At 63.8% G+C, this 16,943-nt stretch carries 12 protein-coding genes; 11 read left to right on the top strand and 1 reads right to left on the bottom strand.

Going from position 1 to position 16,943, the window contains the following annotated elements; translation table 11 throughout:
• Nucleotides 1–55: 55 nt before the first annotated feature.
• Nucleotides 56–916, bottom strand: a complete 861-nt coding sequence (locus VSX77_RS00955) for a fumarylacetoacetate hydrolase family protein (RefSeq protein WP_338425809.1) — start codon at nucleotides 914–916, stop codon at nucleotides 56–58.
• A gap of 115 nt (nucleotides 917–1,031) precedes the next feature.
• On the opposite strand from VSX77_RS00955, the gene VSX77_RS00950 reads away from it, so the two are divergent.
• The 11 genes from VSX77_RS00950 (at nucleotide 1,032) to VSX77_RS00900 (ending at nucleotide 16,943) form a co-directional block, all read left to right on the top strand.
• A complete protein-coding gene (locus tag VSX77_RS00950; protein WP_338425808.1) occupies nucleotides 1,032–1,766 on the top strand; it encodes a GntR family transcriptional regulator in 735 nt (244 codons plus the stop codon).
• Between the two features lie 57 nt (nucleotides 1,767–1,823).
• On the top strand, nucleotides 1,824–3,842 hold the full coding sequence (locus VSX77_RS00945) for an acetoacetate--CoA ligase (RefSeq protein ID WP_338425807.1): 2,019 nt from the start codon (nucleotides 1,824–1,826) through the stop codon (nucleotides 3,840–3,842).
• Between the two features lie 43 nt (nucleotides 3,843–3,885).
• Complete coding sequence (locus tag VSX77_RS00940) at nucleotides 3,886–4,851, top strand: alpha/beta fold hydrolase (RefSeq protein ID WP_338425806.1); 966 nt, start codon at nucleotides 3,886–3,888, stop codon at nucleotides 4,849–4,851.
• Between the two features lie 268 nt (nucleotides 4,852–5,119).
• A complete protein-coding gene (locus VSX77_RS00935) occupies nucleotides 5,120–6,565 on the top strand; it encodes an amidase (RefSeq protein WP_338425805.1) in 1,446 nt (481 codons plus the stop codon).
• Nucleotides 6,566–6,635: 70 nt separating this feature from the next.
• On the top strand, nucleotides 6,636–8,852 hold the full coding sequence (locus VSX77_RS00930; protein ID WP_338425804.1) for a TonB-dependent receptor: 2,217 nt from the start codon (nucleotides 6,636–6,638) through the stop codon (nucleotides 8,850–8,852).
• A gap of 39 nt (nucleotides 8,853–8,891) precedes the next feature.
• Nucleotides 8,892–10,460, top strand: a complete 1,569-nt coding sequence (locus VSX77_RS00925) for a GMC family oxidoreductase (RefSeq protein ID WP_338425803.1) — start codon at nucleotides 8,892–8,894, stop codon at nucleotides 10,458–10,460.
• Nucleotides 10,461–10,641: 181 nt separating this feature from the next.
• Nucleotides 10,642–12,054 (top strand): aldehyde dehydrogenase family protein, encoded by a 1,413-nt coding sequence (locus VSX77_RS00920; RefSeq protein ID WP_338425802.1) that lies wholly within the window; start codon nucleotides 10,642–10,644, stop codon nucleotides 12,052–12,054.
• Nucleotides 12,051–12,455, top strand: coding sequence for a hypothetical protein (locus tag VSX77_RS00915; RefSeq protein ID WP_338425801.1), 405 nt, complete (start codon nucleotides 12,051–12,053; stop codon nucleotides 12,453–12,455). Before VSX77_RS00920 ends, VSX77_RS00915 begins: the two co-directional genes overlap by 4 nt.
• Nucleotides 12,452–14,536, top strand: coding sequence for a hydantoinase/oxoprolinase family protein (locus tag VSX77_RS00910; RefSeq protein ID WP_338425800.1), 2,085 nt, complete (start codon nucleotides 12,452–12,454; stop codon nucleotides 14,534–14,536). The genes VSX77_RS00915 and VSX77_RS00910 overlap by 4 nt, the downstream gene beginning before the upstream one ends.
• Nucleotides 14,533–16,332 carry a hydantoinase B/oxoprolinase family protein gene (locus VSX77_RS00905; protein ID WP_338425799.1) on the top strand — a complete coding sequence of 600 codons (1,800 nt, stop codon included), beginning with the start codon at nucleotides 14,533–14,535 and terminating at the stop codon, nucleotides 16,330–16,332. The genes VSX77_RS00910 and VSX77_RS00905 overlap by 4 nt, the downstream gene beginning before the upstream one ends.
• Nucleotides 16,329–16,943, top strand: coding sequence for a peroxiredoxin-like family protein (locus VSX77_RS00900; RefSeq protein ID WP_338425798.1), 615 nt, complete (start codon nucleotides 16,329–16,331; stop codon nucleotides 16,941–16,943). Before VSX77_RS00905 ends, VSX77_RS00900 begins: the two co-directional genes overlap by 4 nt.

The raw sequence follows: 16,943 nt of genomic DNA, 5'->3' as shown, positions 1-16,943 counted from the left end.
TACCGCACAATGGACGGCAGCGGCAATGCGCAACTCGCCTTGGCAGGGCGGGGGGTCACGCCGCGGCTATGACCGTTCGCTGGATTCCCAGGCCCTCGATTTCTACTTCGCAAATATCTCCGGCTCTCAGCCAGCGCGGCGGTTTGCGTGCGGCGCCGACTCCCGCAGGCGTCCCCGTGGCGATGACGTCGCCGGGGTCGAGCGTCATCGTTTCGGAGAGGCTGGCGATGGTCGCGGCGACATCGAAAATCATGTCGCGCGTATTGCCGTCCTGCAGCGTCTCGCCATTGATCCGCGTCTGGATCCGCAAGCCCGCGCCGCCCGCGGGAAGTTCGTCGGGAGTGACGATTTCGGGGCCGAGAATTCCCGTGCCGTCGAAATTCTTGCCAATGGTCCACTGCGGACCGCGCCACTGATAGTCACGAACGGTAATGTCGTTGAACAGCGCATAGCCGGCGACGTGCGAAAGCGCGTCGCTTTCGGCGATGTCTTTGCCGCCGCGGCCGATCACGACGGCCAGCTCGGCTTCATAGTCGAGTTGTTCGGAAAGGCGCGGGACCGTCACCTTCTGGCCGGCGGCAGCGAGCGACCGGGTGGTTCGAAGAAAGACCACCGGATGTTCGGGGATGGGCAGATTACCCTCCCTGGCATGATCGACATAGTTGAGGCCGAGGCAGATGATCTTGCCGGGTTCGGCGACCGCGGGCAGCAGGTCGAGCTCGGCAAGGGCGCGCGCAGACGTGACGTCCGCATCATCGGCCTTTCTCGCAAGCGCGCCCAGCGCCTCGCCGCCGTCGGCCAGCAGCGCGATCAGCGAGCGATCTCCGGCGCCAAGATCGTCAAGATCGTACACGCGCTCGCCGATCCGCACACCCGATCGGGACCGTCCGTCGATTCGATAGCTCACCAGCCGCATTTTGCCTCTCCTCCTCCACAAATGTCTGATGCCTAAAATTTCGATTTTTTTTATTATGTCAATTAACATTCGATTTTTATCTGATATGGCAATCAATATCGAAATAGGAGCAGCCATGACCGATCAGGACAGAGAGCGCGCGGCATCGCTCGCGACGACGCAAGCAAGCACGGTGTTTCACCGGCTTCGCAGCGACATTCTCTGCTGCGTGTGGTCGCCCGGACAGCGGCTCCGCCTCGATCAATTGCGCACGGCTTATGGCGCAGGGGGGAGCCCGATCCGCGAGGCTCTCAACCGGCTCGTCGCCGAGGGGTTGGTGGTGCAGATCGACCAGCGCGGCTTTCGTGTAGCGCCCGTGACCCGGTCGGAACTTTCGGATCTGACGCGCGCCCGCGCTTGGCTCGGCGAGCGCGCGCTTAGCGAATCGCTGCGCAATGGTGACGCGGCATGGGAAGAGCGCGTCCTGCTGACCTATCATCGCTGGGAGCGCGGGGTGCGCGAGGCGCAGTCGCCCGCTTATATGCATAACGGCGAGTTGCACGCGCTGCACAAGGCGTTTCACGCCGCAATGCTTTCGGCGTGCGGGTCCGACTGGTTCCTCCGCTATTGGGACAATAGTTTCGAGGCCGCGCGGCGCTATCAGGTGTTGTCGTTGAAGTTCGACGATCACGGCGAACGCGATCCGATCGGTGAACACCGGGCGCTGCGCGATGCCGTACTGGCGCGCGACGAGGAGCGCGCGCTGCAACTGCATCACGACCATGTCGTGCTGACCGCGACGATGCTGGAAGCGTCGCAGGGCGACGACGAACTGTTCGCCGTTCCGCCGCGGTTGTCGATTTCTTCCTGACCGGTCGGGGGCGCCCGCCGGGCGGGCAAGGCCAAAATTTTCTTTAAGGACTCGGAAATGACCAAAGAGGGTGAGTTTCTCTGGCGCGGCAGCGACGCCTTCATCGACGAGTCGAATGTCGTTGCCTTCATGCGCTGGCTGGAGCGCGAGGAGGGGCTGGCGTTCGGCGATTATGAAGCGTTGCGCGCGTGGTCGGTCGCCGAGCCGGAGCGGTTCTGGTCCGCGGTCTGGTCCTATTTCGATATACTAAGCGATACGCCTTATGTTCGGGCAATTTCGGGCAGCGAAATGCCGGGAACGCGCTGGTTCGAAGGCAGCTTGGTCAACTATGCCGAGCATGTTCTTCGCCACGAGGCAGTGGATCCCGACGCGGTCGTGCTCCATGCCGCGTCGGAAGTGCGCGCGAACGAAACGGTCAGTTGGCGCGAATTAGGAGCCAAGGTTCGCGCCCTCGCGACGAAGCTGCGCGAACGCGGGATCGGGCGCGGCGACCGCGTCGTATCCTATATGCCCAATATCCCCGAAACGGTTATCGCTATGCTCGCGACGACCGCCATCGGGGCGATCTGGTCGTCGGCCGCACCCGAATTCGGCGTCGGGACGGTACTCGACCGCTTCACCCAGATCGAGCCCAAGCTGCTCTTCGCCGCCGACGGCTATCGCTTCGCCGGCAAAAAATTCGATCGACGGGCGCAGGTGGACGAGATCGTTCGCGGGGTTCCGTCGATCAAAACCGTCGTCTGGCTTGACTATATGGCCTACGGACCCTTGCCCGACCTGGCGCCCGCCGAGGTTGTGGCATGGGGCGCGATGACCAACACATCGGTCGCCGACGCGGCGTTTCGCTTCGAGCGCGTTCCGCACGACCATCCCTTGTGGATTCTCTTTTCCTCGGGGACCACCGGCCTGCCCAAGCCGATCGTCCACAGCCACGTCGGCATCGTCGTTGAACATTATAAAATGGCGGCATTCCACCTGAACCTCAAACCCGGCTCGGTCATGTTCTTCTATTCCACCACGGGCTGGATGATGTGGAATTCGCTGATGCTGAGCCTGTTGATGGGCGGCGCGGCGGTGCTTTACGACGGCAGCCCGGTTCACCCCGGAGCTGACCTGCTCTGGAAGCTCGCCGCCGACACGCGCACAACGCTTTTCGGGGCAAGCCCGGCCTTCATCGAATTGATGCGCAAGGACGGCATCGCTCCGCGCGGGGCGTTCGACCTCGACGCGCTCGAGGCAGTCCTATTGTCGGGCGCGCCGTCGACCCCCGAAACCTTCCGCTGGTTCTACGATCATGTGAAGGACGATCTGTGGGTGACGTCGCAGTCGGGAGGCACGGAGTTTTGCAGCGGCGTCGTCGTCGCCGCGCCCAATGTCCCGGTGTACGCCGGTGAGATTCAGGCGCGCGCGCTGGGGGTCGATGTGCGCGTGTATGATGATGAAGGGCGCGAGATCGTCGATCAGGTGGGCGAGATGGTGATCGTTCAGCCGATGCCGTCGATGCCATTGTTCCTGTGGGGAGACCGCGGCCATGCCCGCTATCGCGAATCCTATTTCGATCTTTACCCCGGCAAATGGCGCCATGGCGATTTCATGAAAGTGAACGGGCGCGGCGGTTGTTACGTCTACGGCCGATCCGACTCGACGCTCAACCGGTTCGGCGTGCGCATCGGCTCCTCCGAAATATATCGCACGATGGAAGGTATCGACGCAGTCCTCGACAGTCTTGTCGTCTGCATCGAACGCCCCGATGGCGGCTATTATATGCCGCTGTTTGTCCGCCTGCGCGACGAGCGGGCCGATCACGCCGCCGTTGCCGCGACGATCGGATCGCGTCTTCGGACCGAGCGAAGCCCCCGGCATGTGCCCGACGAGATTTTGTTCGTTCCAGCCATTCCCTACACGATGTCGGGGAAGAAGATGGAAGTGCCGGTGCGCAAGCTTCTCATGGGGTGGGCGCCCGAGCGTTCGTTCAGCCGCGATGCGATGCAGGATCCGTCAGCGATCGACTGGTATCTCGATTTCGCCGCCGACTATGCCGAACGCGATGCGTCGCACCTTCGCGCCGACGCCTGACCGCCGCGCACCGATACAGCTCCATCACAAGAGGATCACGGCCATGACTCCCGACTTCGTGCGGACCCCCGATGCGAATTTTGCCGATCTCCCCGGCTTTCCCTTCCTTCCGCATTATCTCGATTGGAAGGGGCTGCGCATCCACTATCTCGACGAGGGGCCGGCCGACGGCCCCGTCGCTCTGCTGATGCATGGCGAGCCGACCTGGAGCTATTTGTACCGCAAGATCATCCCCCGGCTGACCGCCGCAGGGTTTCGCTGCATCGCCCCCGACTATGTCGGCTTCGGGCGCAGCGACAAGGTGATCGACGATAGCTGGTACGTCATCGAGCGCCATTGCGAGAGTATGCGCCATCTGATCGACGCGCTCGATCTCAGCGACATCATGCTGATAGTTCAGGACTGGGGCGGCCCCATCGGCCTGCGGCAGGCGGTCGATCAGCCCGATCGGTTCGCACGCCTCGTGATCCTCAACACATGGCTTCACCATGATGACTATGCCTATTCCCCCGCGACGCAGGCGTGGCGCGAGATTTCAACCAATCCGCTCTGGCTCCTTTGGGTGAAGGGCCAGTTTCCGGCGGGTCCGATGATGGACATGGCGGTTGGCAAGCCGATGGACTTTGCGGCGCTGGCGTCGGGCGCGGCCGGCGCGCGCTTCAGCGATGCGGTTTCACCGATCGAGCGCGCCTATGAAGCGCCGTTCACCGACGGCGGCATAAGCCGGGCGGGTCCGCGACGCTTTCCTTGGCTCCTGCCGTTCGCGCAGCCCGACGAAGGCAATGCCCGGGACCAAGCACGCTGTTTCGAAGCGTTGAAACAGTGGAATAAGCCCGCGCATTTCATTTTCGGCGCGGACGATGGCGCTTTCACGCCCGCGTGGGGGCGGCGCTGGGCATCTTTGGTCCCGCAAGCGACCTTCGACGAAATCGCCGGCGCCGGCCATTTCGTGCAGGAAGATGCGCCCGATAAGCTGGTCGGAATCCTCCTGTCGCGCATCGCAGCGTAACCGCGACCCTTTCCCGCACCCCTCGCCCCGACATTATCGCCCGGCCACCTGCCGGGGGAGAGCCGTTCGTGCGCCCAAGGGGGCGGTATTTTTTCGCCGGATGCCGCTTTGGCATGGGCGCCATATGCAGATAGCATTTGTTATCGCGTAGCCGTTTGGCCGATAGTCCCGACAGGAAAAAATAAGGAATTCCGCCGCTCGCACGCGCGGCAGAAAGCCAGGACAGACGGCGCACGACCGTCGCGACGAGAGAGGTTTGCTGAGAGGCATGCTGGATTATGAACGATATGACGCGCTCGGTCTGGCCGAGCTTGTCCGGCGGGGCGACGTCAGCGCGCTGGAAGTCGTCGATGCCGCGATCGAGCGGATCGATCGGCTCAATCCCCTTTACAATGCCGTCGTCACGCACCTCCGGGAGCCTGCCCGCCGCGCGGCCATCCGGACGGGCGGCGGGCCCTTTTGGGGTGTTCCGATGCTGCTCAAGGATCTGCTCGGTGACATCGAGGGCGTGGAAACGCGCAGCGGTTCGCGCTTCAAGGCGGGGTTTCCGGCGCGCCGCGACCATACGCTGGTCCAGCGCTATCGCGACGCGGGTTTCCTCTTCCTGGGCAAGACCAATGTGCCCGAACTGGGGATGCTGCCAAGCACCGAAGGCAGCTATTACGGCGCGGCGCGCAATCCCTGGAACCCCGATTATTCGACCGGCGGGTCGAGCGGGGGCAGCGCGGCGGCGGTCGCGCTCGGTATGGTTCCCGTCGCGCATGGCGGCGATGCCGGAGGATCAATCCGCATGCCGGCTTCGTGCTGCGGCGTTATCGGGCTGAAGCCGACGCGCGGCCGAAACCCTTGCGGACCCGACCTGAACCAGCGCATGGCCGGGTTTCTCGAAGAACATGTCCTGACGCGAAGCGTCCGCGACTGCGCCGCGGTGCTCGACGTGACGCACGGACCCGAAATCGGGGACGGCCATGTCGCTCCGGCAGTCGATGGAAGCTTCCTCGATCAGGTCGGGCGCGACCCAGGCCGGTTGCGTATCGCAGTAACCAGCGCGAATCTGGCGGGTGAACCGGCACACGCCGATTGCCAGGACGCGGTCGACGCCGCGGCGCGCGAACTCGATCGGCTGGGGCATGTGGTCGAGCCGGCATCGCTGCCGCTCGATATGCGCCTGATCGAAAAGGCGATGGTCATCGGCGCCGCTTTCGTCGCGCATGAACTCGACGAGCATGGCCGTTTGACCGGCAAGCGACCGACACCCGACCTGATCGGTCCCGGCGTCTGGGCGCTCTATGAAGCCGGAAGGAAAGTTTCGGCGGGCGACTATATCGAAGCGATCGAGGCGGTGCAGGTGATGGTGCGGCAGATGGGCCGGTTTATGGAACGCTACGACATCTGGATGACTCCGACGGTGAACCGCCCGCCGCTGCGGCTCGGCATCCTCGAAGCATTAGGCGGCCAAGATGCCGATCAGCAGGCGATCGTCCGCGATTTCATCTCGCACGTCATCGTTGCGAACGCGACCGGACAGCCGTCGATGTCGCTGCCGCTGCATTGGAACGGTGAAGGCTTGCCGATCGGAGTGGTGATTAACGGACGTTTTGGCGACGAAGCGACGCTTTTTCGGCTCGCAGCACAGCTCGAATCCACAATGCGTTGGAGTGAATTCAGAATTCCGGTGGTGGCGCCGCGACGGGCAGATCCGGTCGCGACGTAAGGCCCGCATTCCGGGCCGCGAGAGTCCGGAACGAGGCTGGCGCAATCATATATATGGGAGGGGAAAAACCATGAATCGAATTTTCAGGACCGCGCTTTTCGGTGCCTGCTCGGCGATCGGGCTGAGCGTAACGCCATTGGCGGCGGCGCAGGAGGCGGGCGATCAGGCCGGTGACCCGCGCGACGCAGAGATCATCGTCACCGCACAAAAGCGCGAGCAGAATCTTCAGGACGTCCCGATTTCGATCACGGCAGTCAGCGGCGCGCAGCTCGAAGCGCGCGGCGTGTCGAGCAGTCAGGACCTGACACAGATGGCGCCGGGCCTGACCATCGGGACCACGGGCGGCAATTCGGCGACCTTTGCCTATATCCGCGGCGGCGGGACCAATCTTATCGACATCTCCGCGGATCCGAGCGTCGCGACGTTCATCGACGAGGTCTATGTGCCGGGCACGAGCGGTATGCAGTTCGGCCTGCTGGACATCGAGCGCATCGAAGTGCTGAAGGGGCCGCAGGGCACGCTTTTCGGCCGCAACGCCGCGGCGGGCGCGATCAGCATCGTGACGCGGCGCCCGTCGGACCAGTTCGCCGGCAGCTTCGATCTGGAGGTTGGCAATTACGGCGCGGTCAAGGGACGCGGGTCGATCACCGGCCCGCTGACCGACGACGGCAAGCTTCGGTTCCGCCTGTCGCAAATGTACCGGCACCGCAACCCGGTCACCGATAATCTCGCCGGCAAGGATCCCGGGCGGGTCGATACGTTCGGCACGCGCGGACAGGTCCAGTATAAGGGCGACACATTTGATGCGCTGCTCACCGTCGGCTATTTCAACCAGGATAACGGCCCCGCCGACGTCTTTACCTTTACCGACGGTTTCGTGGGCGCACTGATCGACAATCCCGCGCCGCTGGCGGATCATCCGAACAAATTTTTCCGCGTCTGGCGCAATCGGCCGGACGGTTACGAAAAGCAGGATGTATTCGATGCCAATTTGCGCCTGGAGTTCGAAACCGGCCTCGGCACGCTGACCTCGATCACGGCCTATCGCGACAGCAAATATGACGGCACCGACGACCGCGACGGAACCTTTGCCGACGCCATGGTGTCGCGCTTCATCGAGAAGCACGAAACCTTCACTCAGGAGCTGCGGATCGCAGGCGACGCCGGTGCACTGCAATGGATCGGCGGCGTTTATTATTACCACGACAAGGGGTATAATAATCAGTCCTATTTCATCTATCCCGACATGGCGCTGTATCCGCCAAGCAACGGCCAGCCGGTGTCCGACCAGCATTGGCTCACTACCGATAGCTATGCGGTGTTCGGACAGCTGAGTTACGATATCACCGACCGGTTGAGCCTGACCGCCGGCGCGCGATACAGCTATGACAAGAAGCAGTCGGAGCGTGACATCGACGTCGATGCCATCAGTCCGTTTTTCCTCTTTCCTACGGGCTCCTATGTGGCGAGCGCCAAGGAAAATTGGGAATCGTTCAATCCGGTCGTGTCGCTGCAATATGAAATCGATCCCGACGTCATGCTCTATGGATCGGTGCGCAGTGGATACAAGAGCGGGGGTTTCCAGACACTGCTGCCGTCGACACGGGCGCTCGCCGAGCGGCCTTATGATCCGGAAAAAGTCCTGTCCTATGAGGTTGGCGTGCGCAGCGAACTGTTCGACCGCCGGCTACGGCTGAACCTGTCGGCATTTTATGTGAAGACCAAGGATCAGCAGGTCTCGATCTTTGAAGCCGGGGCGCTGTCGGTGCAAAATGCGGCGCGTAGCACGGCGAAGGGCCTCGATATCGAACTGCGCGGGCGGATCACCGACCGGCTGACGCTCAATTGGGCGGCGACGGTGCAAAAGGCGCGTTTCGGGGACTATCGCTATGTGTCGCCGCTCGAAGGGCCGATCGACAACACCGGCAATCGTCAGTTGCGATCGCCTGATTTCTCTTCATCGGTCGGCCTTGACTATCGCGTGCCGATGGCACGCGGCGAGCTGACGCTGCACGGCGATTATTTCTTCCAGACGCGCATCTATTTCAACGACGCGAACTACAAGGTCCAGCCGTCGACCTATCAGGACGATTACGGCATTTTCAACGCCCGCCTCGATTATGAGACGGCGAACGGGCGTTGGGCCTTTGGACTTTGGGGCCGCAACCTCGCGGGCAAGAATTATTGTGCGAACATCATTGTGTGGGCGACCCCGGCCCCCGGCACCGGGACATGCACGCCGGGCGACCCGCGAACCTATGGCGCGTCGGTTCGGTATAAATTCTAGCGACGAGGGCGGTGCGCATCCCACTTGGCGAAGCATATCATGTACGACGTCATCATCGTGGGAGCCGGGTCCGCCGGATGCATTCTGGCGGACCGGCTGAGCCAGGATGGCGCCCGCAGGATATTGCTGCTGGAAGCAGGGCCGGACACCCGCCATCCCTGGCTCCGAATTCCGGGCGGCTTTGCCAAGCTTTTCGGGCCCGGCCGGTTCAACTGGGGATATATGACGGAGCCCGAGCCCGGCCTGGACAATCGGCGGGTCTATTGGCCGCGCGGGCGCGTCGTCGGGGGCTCGAGCGCGATCAACGCGATGGTGTATGCAAGAGGGCATGCACGCGACTATGATCGCTGGCTCGAGCTCGGGAACAGCGGCTGGGGATGGGACGACCTCCAGCCGCTGTTCCATCGCTTCGAGCGACCCGAAAACGGCCCGCATGAAGCTGGACTTGCCATCACCGATCCCGCGCTGCGTCATCCGTCGTCGGACGCCTTCATCCGCGCGGCCCGTGAAAACGGTGCCTATGCCGCTTTCGACCCGCTCGGCGAGCGCATGGAGGGGGCGGGCTTCCTGAAATTCACGATCCGCCGTGGCGCTCGTGTCTCCTCCGCCGATGCGTTTCTTGCGGATGCGCGCACGCGCCGCAACCTCGATATTCGCCCGAACTGTGCCGTTGCGAAGCTGCTGTTCGAAGGACGCCGGATCGCGGGGGTCGTGTGCCGGTCCGGCGAAACGATAAGCGCACCGCAGGTCATCGTCGCCGCGGGCGCTGTCAATTCGCCGCAATTGCTGATGCTTTCGGGGATCGGCCCCGCCGCACATCTCCGCTCGCTCGGCATTCCCGTTCTGCACGATCTTCCGGGGGTGGGACGCAATCTGCACGATCATTTCTACGTCGGCACGACCTTCCGGACGGCGGACCATGGATCGATGAACGCGCGGCTGCGCGGCCTTCGCCTGCTTCGCGAAGCGGCGCTGTATTTCGCGCGGCGGGGCGGCATCCTGGCGCTCGGCGCGTCGCAGGCGAGCGCCTTCATCCGGTCCTCAGATGCCGAAGAACTGCCCGATCTGCAGGTCAATTTCATGCCGCTCAGCTATTCCGTCGGTGCTGGCGGTGACGTTGCGGTCGATCGCCAGCCCGGGATGACGATCTCGCTGGCACACCTGCAACCCTGGTCGCGCGGCGCCTTGCGGCTAGCCTCCGCCGATCCCCGCGACCCGCCGCGCATGACCGCGGCGTACCTCGCCGCCGCGGAGGACCGGCGGGCGATCGTCGACGGGCTGCGCTGGATTGGTCGACTTGCCGCCCACCCGGCGCTGAAGGCCGTCGGTGCCCGCCTCGTCGCTCCTGAATCGCTCGCGGGATCCGAGGATGATCTGCTTGGCTATGCGCGCGCGGTCGGCGGTTCGCTTTTTCACCCCGTGGGCAGCTGCCGGATGGGCGGTGACGCGATGGCCGTCGTCGATCATCGGCTCCGCGTCCATGGTGTCGAAGGCCTGCGCGTCGCGGATGCGTCGATCATGCCCGTCATCACGTCGGGTAACACCAATGCCCCCGCGATAATGATCGGTGCGAAGGCGGCGGAGATGTTCGTCGGCGACGAGCGATGAACGTTCGCGTCGCGTTCGCCGGAAACGAGATGGCTGCAATATCCAATCGATATTTGTCGCAGCCAAGCCCCCGAAGCTATTCGATTTTCGCGGCGAAATCGGTCGCTTTCGCCGCAACCGAACGCGGCGTCCGAACCAGCCGGACGCCGCGGGCGGCAAAAAACAGAATGGAAGGAAGCTTATGCCGCAGGCATTTCAGACGCTGATCGACGGTGCCCTCCGGGACTGCGACCGGACGCTCCCGGTTATCAATCCGGCGACGCTCGAACCGCTGGGCGAGGCGCCGCTGGCCGCGCTGGCGGATATCGATCGCGCGATCGCCGGCGCCCGCCGGGCGTTCGGGGAGTGGGCTCGCGCCGACATCGATCGCCGCCGCGCGCTGCTCGCCGCGATCGCCGACGCCGTCGAGGCGGACGCCGATACGCTGGCGCGCCTGCTGACGCAGGAACAGGGAAAGCCAATTGCCGAGGCGCAATATGAGGTCGCCGGAACGGCCGGAGTCTTCCGCGCAACGGCAATGCTCGATCTGCCGCTGGAAGTGCTGCGCGACACGCCGCAGGAACGGATCGTGCGCGAACGTTCGCCGCTTGGCGTCGTCGCAGCGATTGTGCCGTGGAATTTCCCGCTGATGCTGATGGCGCTGAAGGTCGCGCCGGCGCTCCTGGTGGGCAACAGCGTGGTAGTAAAGCCCGCTCCCACCACGCCGCTGACGACGCTGCGTTTCGGCGAGCTCTGCGCGTCGCTCGTTCCCGCCGGCTTGCTCAACATTCTCGTTGGCGGCAACGATCTGGGCGCGGCCCTGACCGGGCACCCCGACATCGCGCGCATTTCCTTTACCGGTTCGACCGCAACGGGCCGCAAGGTCATGGCAAGCGCGGCAGCGAACCTGACGCGCCTGGGGCTCGAGCTTGGCGGAAACGACGCTGCGATCGTGCTGGGCGATGCGCAGATCGACCGCGTAGCGCCCACATTGGTTCACGCAGCGATGATGAACGCCGGGCAGGTCTGCCTCGGCGTCAAGCGCATCTATGTTCATTCGTCGCTGTACGGAGATTTTTGCAATGCCGCCGCGGCCGTCGCCGACGCGCTGGTCATTGGCGACGGCCTCGACCCCGCGACGCACATCGGGCCGGTTCAGAACGCCACGCAATGGGAAAAGGCGCAGCATTATCGGGCAATCGCCGCCACGGACGGCCGTCTTCGGTCGGGCGGCAAGCCGGTGGATCGGCCAGGCTATTTCATCCGTCCAACCATCGTGTCGGACATCGGCGACGACAGCGCGCTCGTCCAGGAGGAGCAGTTCTGCCCGATCGTCCCGGTACTGCCATATTCGAATGCCGACGATCTGGTAGCGCGCGTCAACGCCGGGCCCTATGGCCTCGGAGGCTCGATCTGGACAAGCGATCCGCCTGCCGCCTTCGACCTTGCGCGCCGGATCGATGTCGGCACGATGTGGGTAAACAAATTCATGGACCTGCCGCCCGACATCGCGGTGTCCGGCGCAAAGGCGTCGGGGGTCGGGATGACGCTGGGCCAGGAGGGCCTCGCCGAGTTCACCCAGGCCCGGGTCATCAACATGGCGCTCGGCGCGTGACCGCGGTCTCGCTCTTGGCGCGCCCCGACAACGCCGCCGCCGATATGCTTGGTCAGATCGACGCGCTGGCCCGCAAGTGGGATGCCTTGCGCGGCCGGCAAATCGGCCACGCCGGCGGCTGCGGTTGCGGATCGCCGATGGTTCAGATTCCGGTAGCGAACTGCGAACAGGCTATCGTCGCATTTCTGTTCGAACGCTATCGCGGCGAGGAAGGAGGGGGCGCGCTTCTATTCGGCGGCGCAGGGGCCGACGCGGCGCTCGTTGACGTTATCGCCGCCCTGCGCCAGCCCGATGCCCGCGATCTGGCACCCCGCGCGATCGGCGACCTTCGCCGCACCCTGGCCTCGCTCTCCCGGCAGGTTTGCCGGCCCTATTCGCATTCGACTGGAATCCCGAAATGACCGTGAAACAAGCAAACCGGAACCGGCTTGCCGCCGACATCGGAGGCACTTTTACCGACGTCGTCGCCTTTGAGGAAGGAAGCGGGCGGCTTCTGTTCGGCAAGACGTTGAGCACGCCCAGCGAGATGGTGGAAGGGATCGCGACGGGAGTCGAAAAGGCGGAGACGCGCTTCGCCGACGCCAATCTTTTCCTCCACGGCTCGACCGTCGCGATCAACACGCTGCTTGAACGCAAGGGCGCGCGAACGGCGCTTCTGACGACCGAGGGCTTTCGCGACGCCTATGAGATCGGGCGAATCAATCGTCCCGATGCGTATAATCTTTTTTTCCGCAAACATGTGCCGCTGGTGCCGCGGTCGCTTCGCTTCGAAGTGCGCGAGCGGCTGCTCGCCGACGGAAGCGTGCACGTCCCGCTCGACGAACCGGGTGTCGAGGCGATTTGCGACCGGCTGGCCGCGCTGGATATCGATGCCGTCGCGATCGTGCTTCTGCACTGTTACGCCAACCGGACGCATGAACTGCGCGTCAAGCAGATCGTCCAGCAGCGGCTTCCCCACGCGTTCGTTACCGCCTCGCACGAACTGTCGCAGGAATATCGCGAATATGAACGCTCCTCCACCGCGGTCGCCAACGCCTATGTCGGGCCGGTGGTGAGCCATTATCTGCGCGGCATCGACGGGCATTTGCAGGGTGCGGGTTTCGACGGAGCTTTCCTTGTCGTTCAGTCGACGGGCGGACTGTATGAATCCGATCAGGCGCAGCGCGAGTGCGTGCGGATGCTCGAATCGGGACCCGCGGCAGGGCTGATCGGCGCGCAGGCGCTGTGCCGCGAACTCGGCCTTCCCGATGCGATCGCGTTCGACATGGGGGGAACGACCGCGAAGGCGGGCGTGATCTTCGAACATGACGTCCTCACGACAAGTGTCGCGCAGGTCGGCGGCTATAATGAGGGGCTGCCGATCCAGATACCGCTCGTCGATATTTTCGAAGTCGGAACGGGGGGCGGAAGTATCGCCGGGCTCGACGTCGGCGGGGCGTTGAAAGTTGGACCGCAAAGCGCCGGCGCGATGCCCGGACCCGCTTGCTATGGTCGCGGCGGTACCGACCCGACGGTAACCGACGCCAATCTGGCCACGGGCCGGCTTGCCTCCGACCGCTTTCTGGGGGGCGAGATGCACCTCGACGTCGGCGCCGCGCGACGGGCGATCGGCGAAAGCATCGCCGCGCCGCTCGGACTGTCGGTCGAGGATGCGGCGCACGGCATTCTTCAGATCGCGACGACCAAAATGTCCTATGCGGTGAAGGGCGTCTCGACCGAGCGCGGCCTCGACGCAGCGGCATTCGCCCTGATAGCCTATGGCGGTGCAGGCCCACTCCACGCATCGGGCATCGCGCGCGAAATCGGCATATCGCGCGTGATCGTGCCGCGAGCGCCGGGGCATTTCTGTGCGTTCGGGATGCTTCATTCGGATTTGCGTTACGACAATGTCCGCACCTGGCCGTGCGAACTCGCCTGGGTGTCCTTTTCGGACCTTGAAATCATCTTTCAGGAACTCGCCGAAACGGGGCAAAAGGCGCTTGCGGAAAGCCGCGTCGCGGTCGCCGCCGTCGATGTGCAGTTTGCGGTCGATATGCGCTACGTCGGTCAGGAGCATCCGGTGACAGTGGACCTGCCTGGCGACCTGATCGCCGCGCGCGACCTTGCCGGCATCAAGGCGCGCTTCGACGAGATCCATCAGCAACGCTATGGCACCTGCGCTCCCGACGAGGCGGCCGAGATCGTATCGCTGCGCGCCAGCGTATCGGGAATCATGGAAAAGCCCGCTATCGAAGAAATCGGAAAGGGCGGCGATACCCCGCCCGCCGCGGCGTCCACGGGGCTGCGTCCCGTCTATTTCGGCGCGCCGCAAGGCTGGCTCGACACGCCGACCTATGCCCGCGACGCATTGCTCGCGGGCAATCGCATCGCCGGTCCCGCGCTGATCGAGGAACATGCCTCGACAACCGTCCTGCTGCCCGGCGACGTCCTGCGCGTCGATCGCCTCGGCAATCTCGATATCGCCATTGGAGGCCGAAAATGACCGAGCAATGCCTCGCCGACGCCGTACCGCCCTTCGTCCTGCCGCAAGGGCGTCAGGCGGACGCGATTCTGACCGAAATCGTCCGCAACGGCGTCCTCGCGGTGACCGAAGAGATGAAGACCAATCTCATGCGGACCGCGTACAACATGATTATCTATGAAGCGCTCGACTTCACGGTCGGACTATTCACTGCGGAGGGGGACACGGTGTCGATCGGGCTCGGCTTGCCGAGCTTCATTCGCGGCATGGCCAATACGGTACGCGCGAAGCTCGACCATTTCGGCCCGGACGGTATCAAGCCGGGTGACATTCTGGTCACCAACGACGCCTTTATCACCGGCAGCCATCTCAATCATTTCACCTTCAGCCTGCCGATCTTTCACGAAGGCGAATTGAGCGGCTGGGCATGCTGCATGGCGCACTGGGCCGATGTAGGCGGGTCGCTGGGCGGCGTGACGACCGACATCTTTGCCGAAGGCATCCAGATTCCGATCCTTAAATATCAGTCGGAAGGCAAAGTGAACGAGGATCTGGTCGAGATCATCAAGATGAACGTGCGGATGCCCGAACGCGCGCTGGGCGACCTCAGGGCGCAGATCGTCGCGGTCAAGAGCGGCGCCAAACGTTTCGGCGAACTGCTCAAGCGCTATGGGCGCCAGCCGGTGCTCGACGCGATCCGCAACATCATGGATCAGTCCGAAGCCGCGGCGCGGGCTCGTACCCGGACGATCCCCGACGGCATCTACGAAGCGGAATCCTATATGGATGACGACGGCATCGAGGTGGGCAAGCGCATTCCCATCAAGGTACGCGTCATCAAGGAAGGCGATGAGATGACCATCGACCTCAGCGAAGTCAGCCCGCAGGTTCGCGGCTATTTCAATTCGGGGCCGAGCACCGGCTATTCATGCGGGCAGGTGGCCTTCAAATGCCTGACCTCGCCCACCGATTATCCGATCAATGAGGGCAGTTTCCGCGGTCTGTCGGTAAAGGTTCCCGAAGGGACGGTGGTGAGCGCCGTACGTCCCGCTGCCATGCGCTGGTGGATGACCTTTCCGATGACAGTGGTCGATACGATTTTCAAGGCGATGTCCGATGCGATCCCCGAGCGGACGATCGCGGCGCATCACGCCGATTTGGTCATGTCGCTGCTGCACGGCATCTCGCCGCGCGACGGCGAACTGTTCATCGGCTTCGTGGGACCGACGGGCGGCGGTTGGGGCGCGAAACATAATGAGGACGGAATGAACGGCGTCGTCTGTTCGAACGACGGCGACACTCACAACAGCCCGTGCGAACAGCTTGAAAGCAAATATCCGATCCTGATCGAACGGCATGCGCTGCGTGCCGATTCGGGCGGCGCGGGCAAATTCCGCGGCGGGCTGGGCACCGAGGTGGTCGTGCGCACGCTGTCGCCGATGTACGTCAACGTCGATTCCGACCGGATGCATTGCGCACCATGGGGCTTGCACGGCGGCCATGAAGGGATGGGCAACCGGGCAACCGTGCGGATCGACGGCGCAGAAGTCGCCAGCGCCAATTCCAAGATTCGCAATGTTCAGCTGAAAGCCGGCGATGCCTTTTTGCTTCGCGCTGGCGGCGGCGGCGGGTTCGGCCCGCCGATCGAGCGCGATCCGGCGCTTGTCGCGCGCGACGTTCGCGAAGGCTATGTTTCGGAAGCGGTGGCACGCGACGTCTATCGCGTCGAGCTCGACGGACAGGGCAGAGTCGATCAGGCGGCGACTGCTAAACTGCGATCGGGCGATGACGGAGCTGCCCGAGGAGCGCAGGCATGACGCGCGATGCCGCGGGGGATGGGGATAGGCCGAAGGACGCGGCGATCGTCGGACGCATCGACACGGGGCACAGGGTGGGGCGGTTGGACCTCGTCGCAGTCGATGGGTCAAGCGTCGCTGTCCCGCACCCGCAGCGTCTTACTCATTTGCAGTTTAGGCGTTTTGCTGGCTGTCCGGTGTGTAACGTCCACCTCCGGTCATTTGCCCGGCGGTATGCCGATATCGAGGCCGCCGATATTCGCGAGATCGTCTTTTTTCATTCGACCGAGGCAGAGCTTCGAAAATATGTAGCCGACCTGCCGTTCGCGATCGTCGCCGATCCGACCAAGCGTTACTATCGCGCCTTCGGGGTCGAAGCCGGCGTCCGGGCTTTGCTCGACCCGCGCGGGTGGCCGAAGATATTGCGCGCCGTCGCGGGCGGACTGGTCGATATAATGCGCGGAAGGCCTACGCCGCCGCTTATTCCGGCTGGCGGGCGGTACGGCCTGCCCGCCGACGTGCTGATCGATCGCGACGGACGCGTCGTCGCGATAAAATATGGGGCGCATGTCGACGACCAGTGGGAGGTCGATGACCTGCTCGAGATCGCGCGGTCGGCAAGGGCCGGTTGA

The sequence above is a fragment of the Sphingopyxis sp. TUF1 genome, assembly GCF_036687315.1.
Lineage (GTDB): Bacteria > Pseudomonadota > Alphaproteobacteria > Sphingomonadales > Sphingomonadaceae > Sphingopyxis > Sphingopyxis kveilinensis.
This window is presented reverse-complemented; position numbering and strand designations above follow the sequence as displayed.

What these genes read in the sequence shown, in the direction of transcription:
- VSX77_RS00940 (WP_338425806.1), top strand. Translation starts at nt 3,886, where the DNA reads ATGACTCCCGACTTCGTGCGGACCCCCGATGCGAATTTTGCCGATCTC.
- VSX77_RS00910 (WP_338425800.1), top strand. Translation starts at nt 12,452, where the DNA reads ATGACCGTGAAACAAGCAAACCGGAACCGGCTTGCCGCCGACATCGGA.
- VSX77_RS00905 (WP_338425799.1), top strand. Translation starts at nt 14,533, where the DNA reads ATGACCGAGCAATGCCTCGCCGACGCCGTACCGCCCTTCGTCCTGCCG.
- VSX77_RS00930 (WP_338425804.1), top strand. Translation starts at nt 6,636, where the DNA reads ATGAATCGAATTTTCAGGACCGCGCTTTTCGGTGCCTGCTCGGCGATC.
- VSX77_RS00955 (WP_338425809.1), bottom strand. Translation starts at nt 916, where the DNA reads ATGCGGCTGGTGAGCTATCGAATCGACGGACGGTCCCGATCGGGTGTG.
- VSX77_RS00945 (WP_338425807.1), top strand. Translation starts at nt 1,824, where the DNA reads ATGACCAAAGAGGGTGAGTTTCTCTGGCGCGGCAGCGACGCCTTCATC.
- VSX77_RS00925 (WP_338425803.1), top strand. Translation starts at nt 8,892, where the DNA reads ATGTACGACGTCATCATCGTGGGAGCCGGGTCCGCCGGATGCATTCTG.
- VSX77_RS00935 (WP_338425805.1), top strand. Translation starts at nt 5,120, where the DNA reads ATGCTGGATTATGAACGATATGACGCGCTCGGTCTGGCCGAGCTTGTC.
- VSX77_RS00920 (WP_338425802.1), top strand. Translation starts at nt 10,642, where the DNA reads ATGCCGCAGGCATTTCAGACGCTGATCGACGGTGCCCTCCGGGACTGC.
- VSX77_RS00950 (WP_338425808.1), top strand. Translation starts at nt 1,032, where the DNA reads ATGACCGATCAGGACAGAGAGCGCGCGGCATCGCTCGCGACGACGCAA.
- VSX77_RS00900 (WP_338425798.1), top strand. Translation starts at nt 16,329, where the DNA reads ATGACGCGCGATGCCGCGGGGGATGGGGATAGGCCGAAGGACGCGGCG.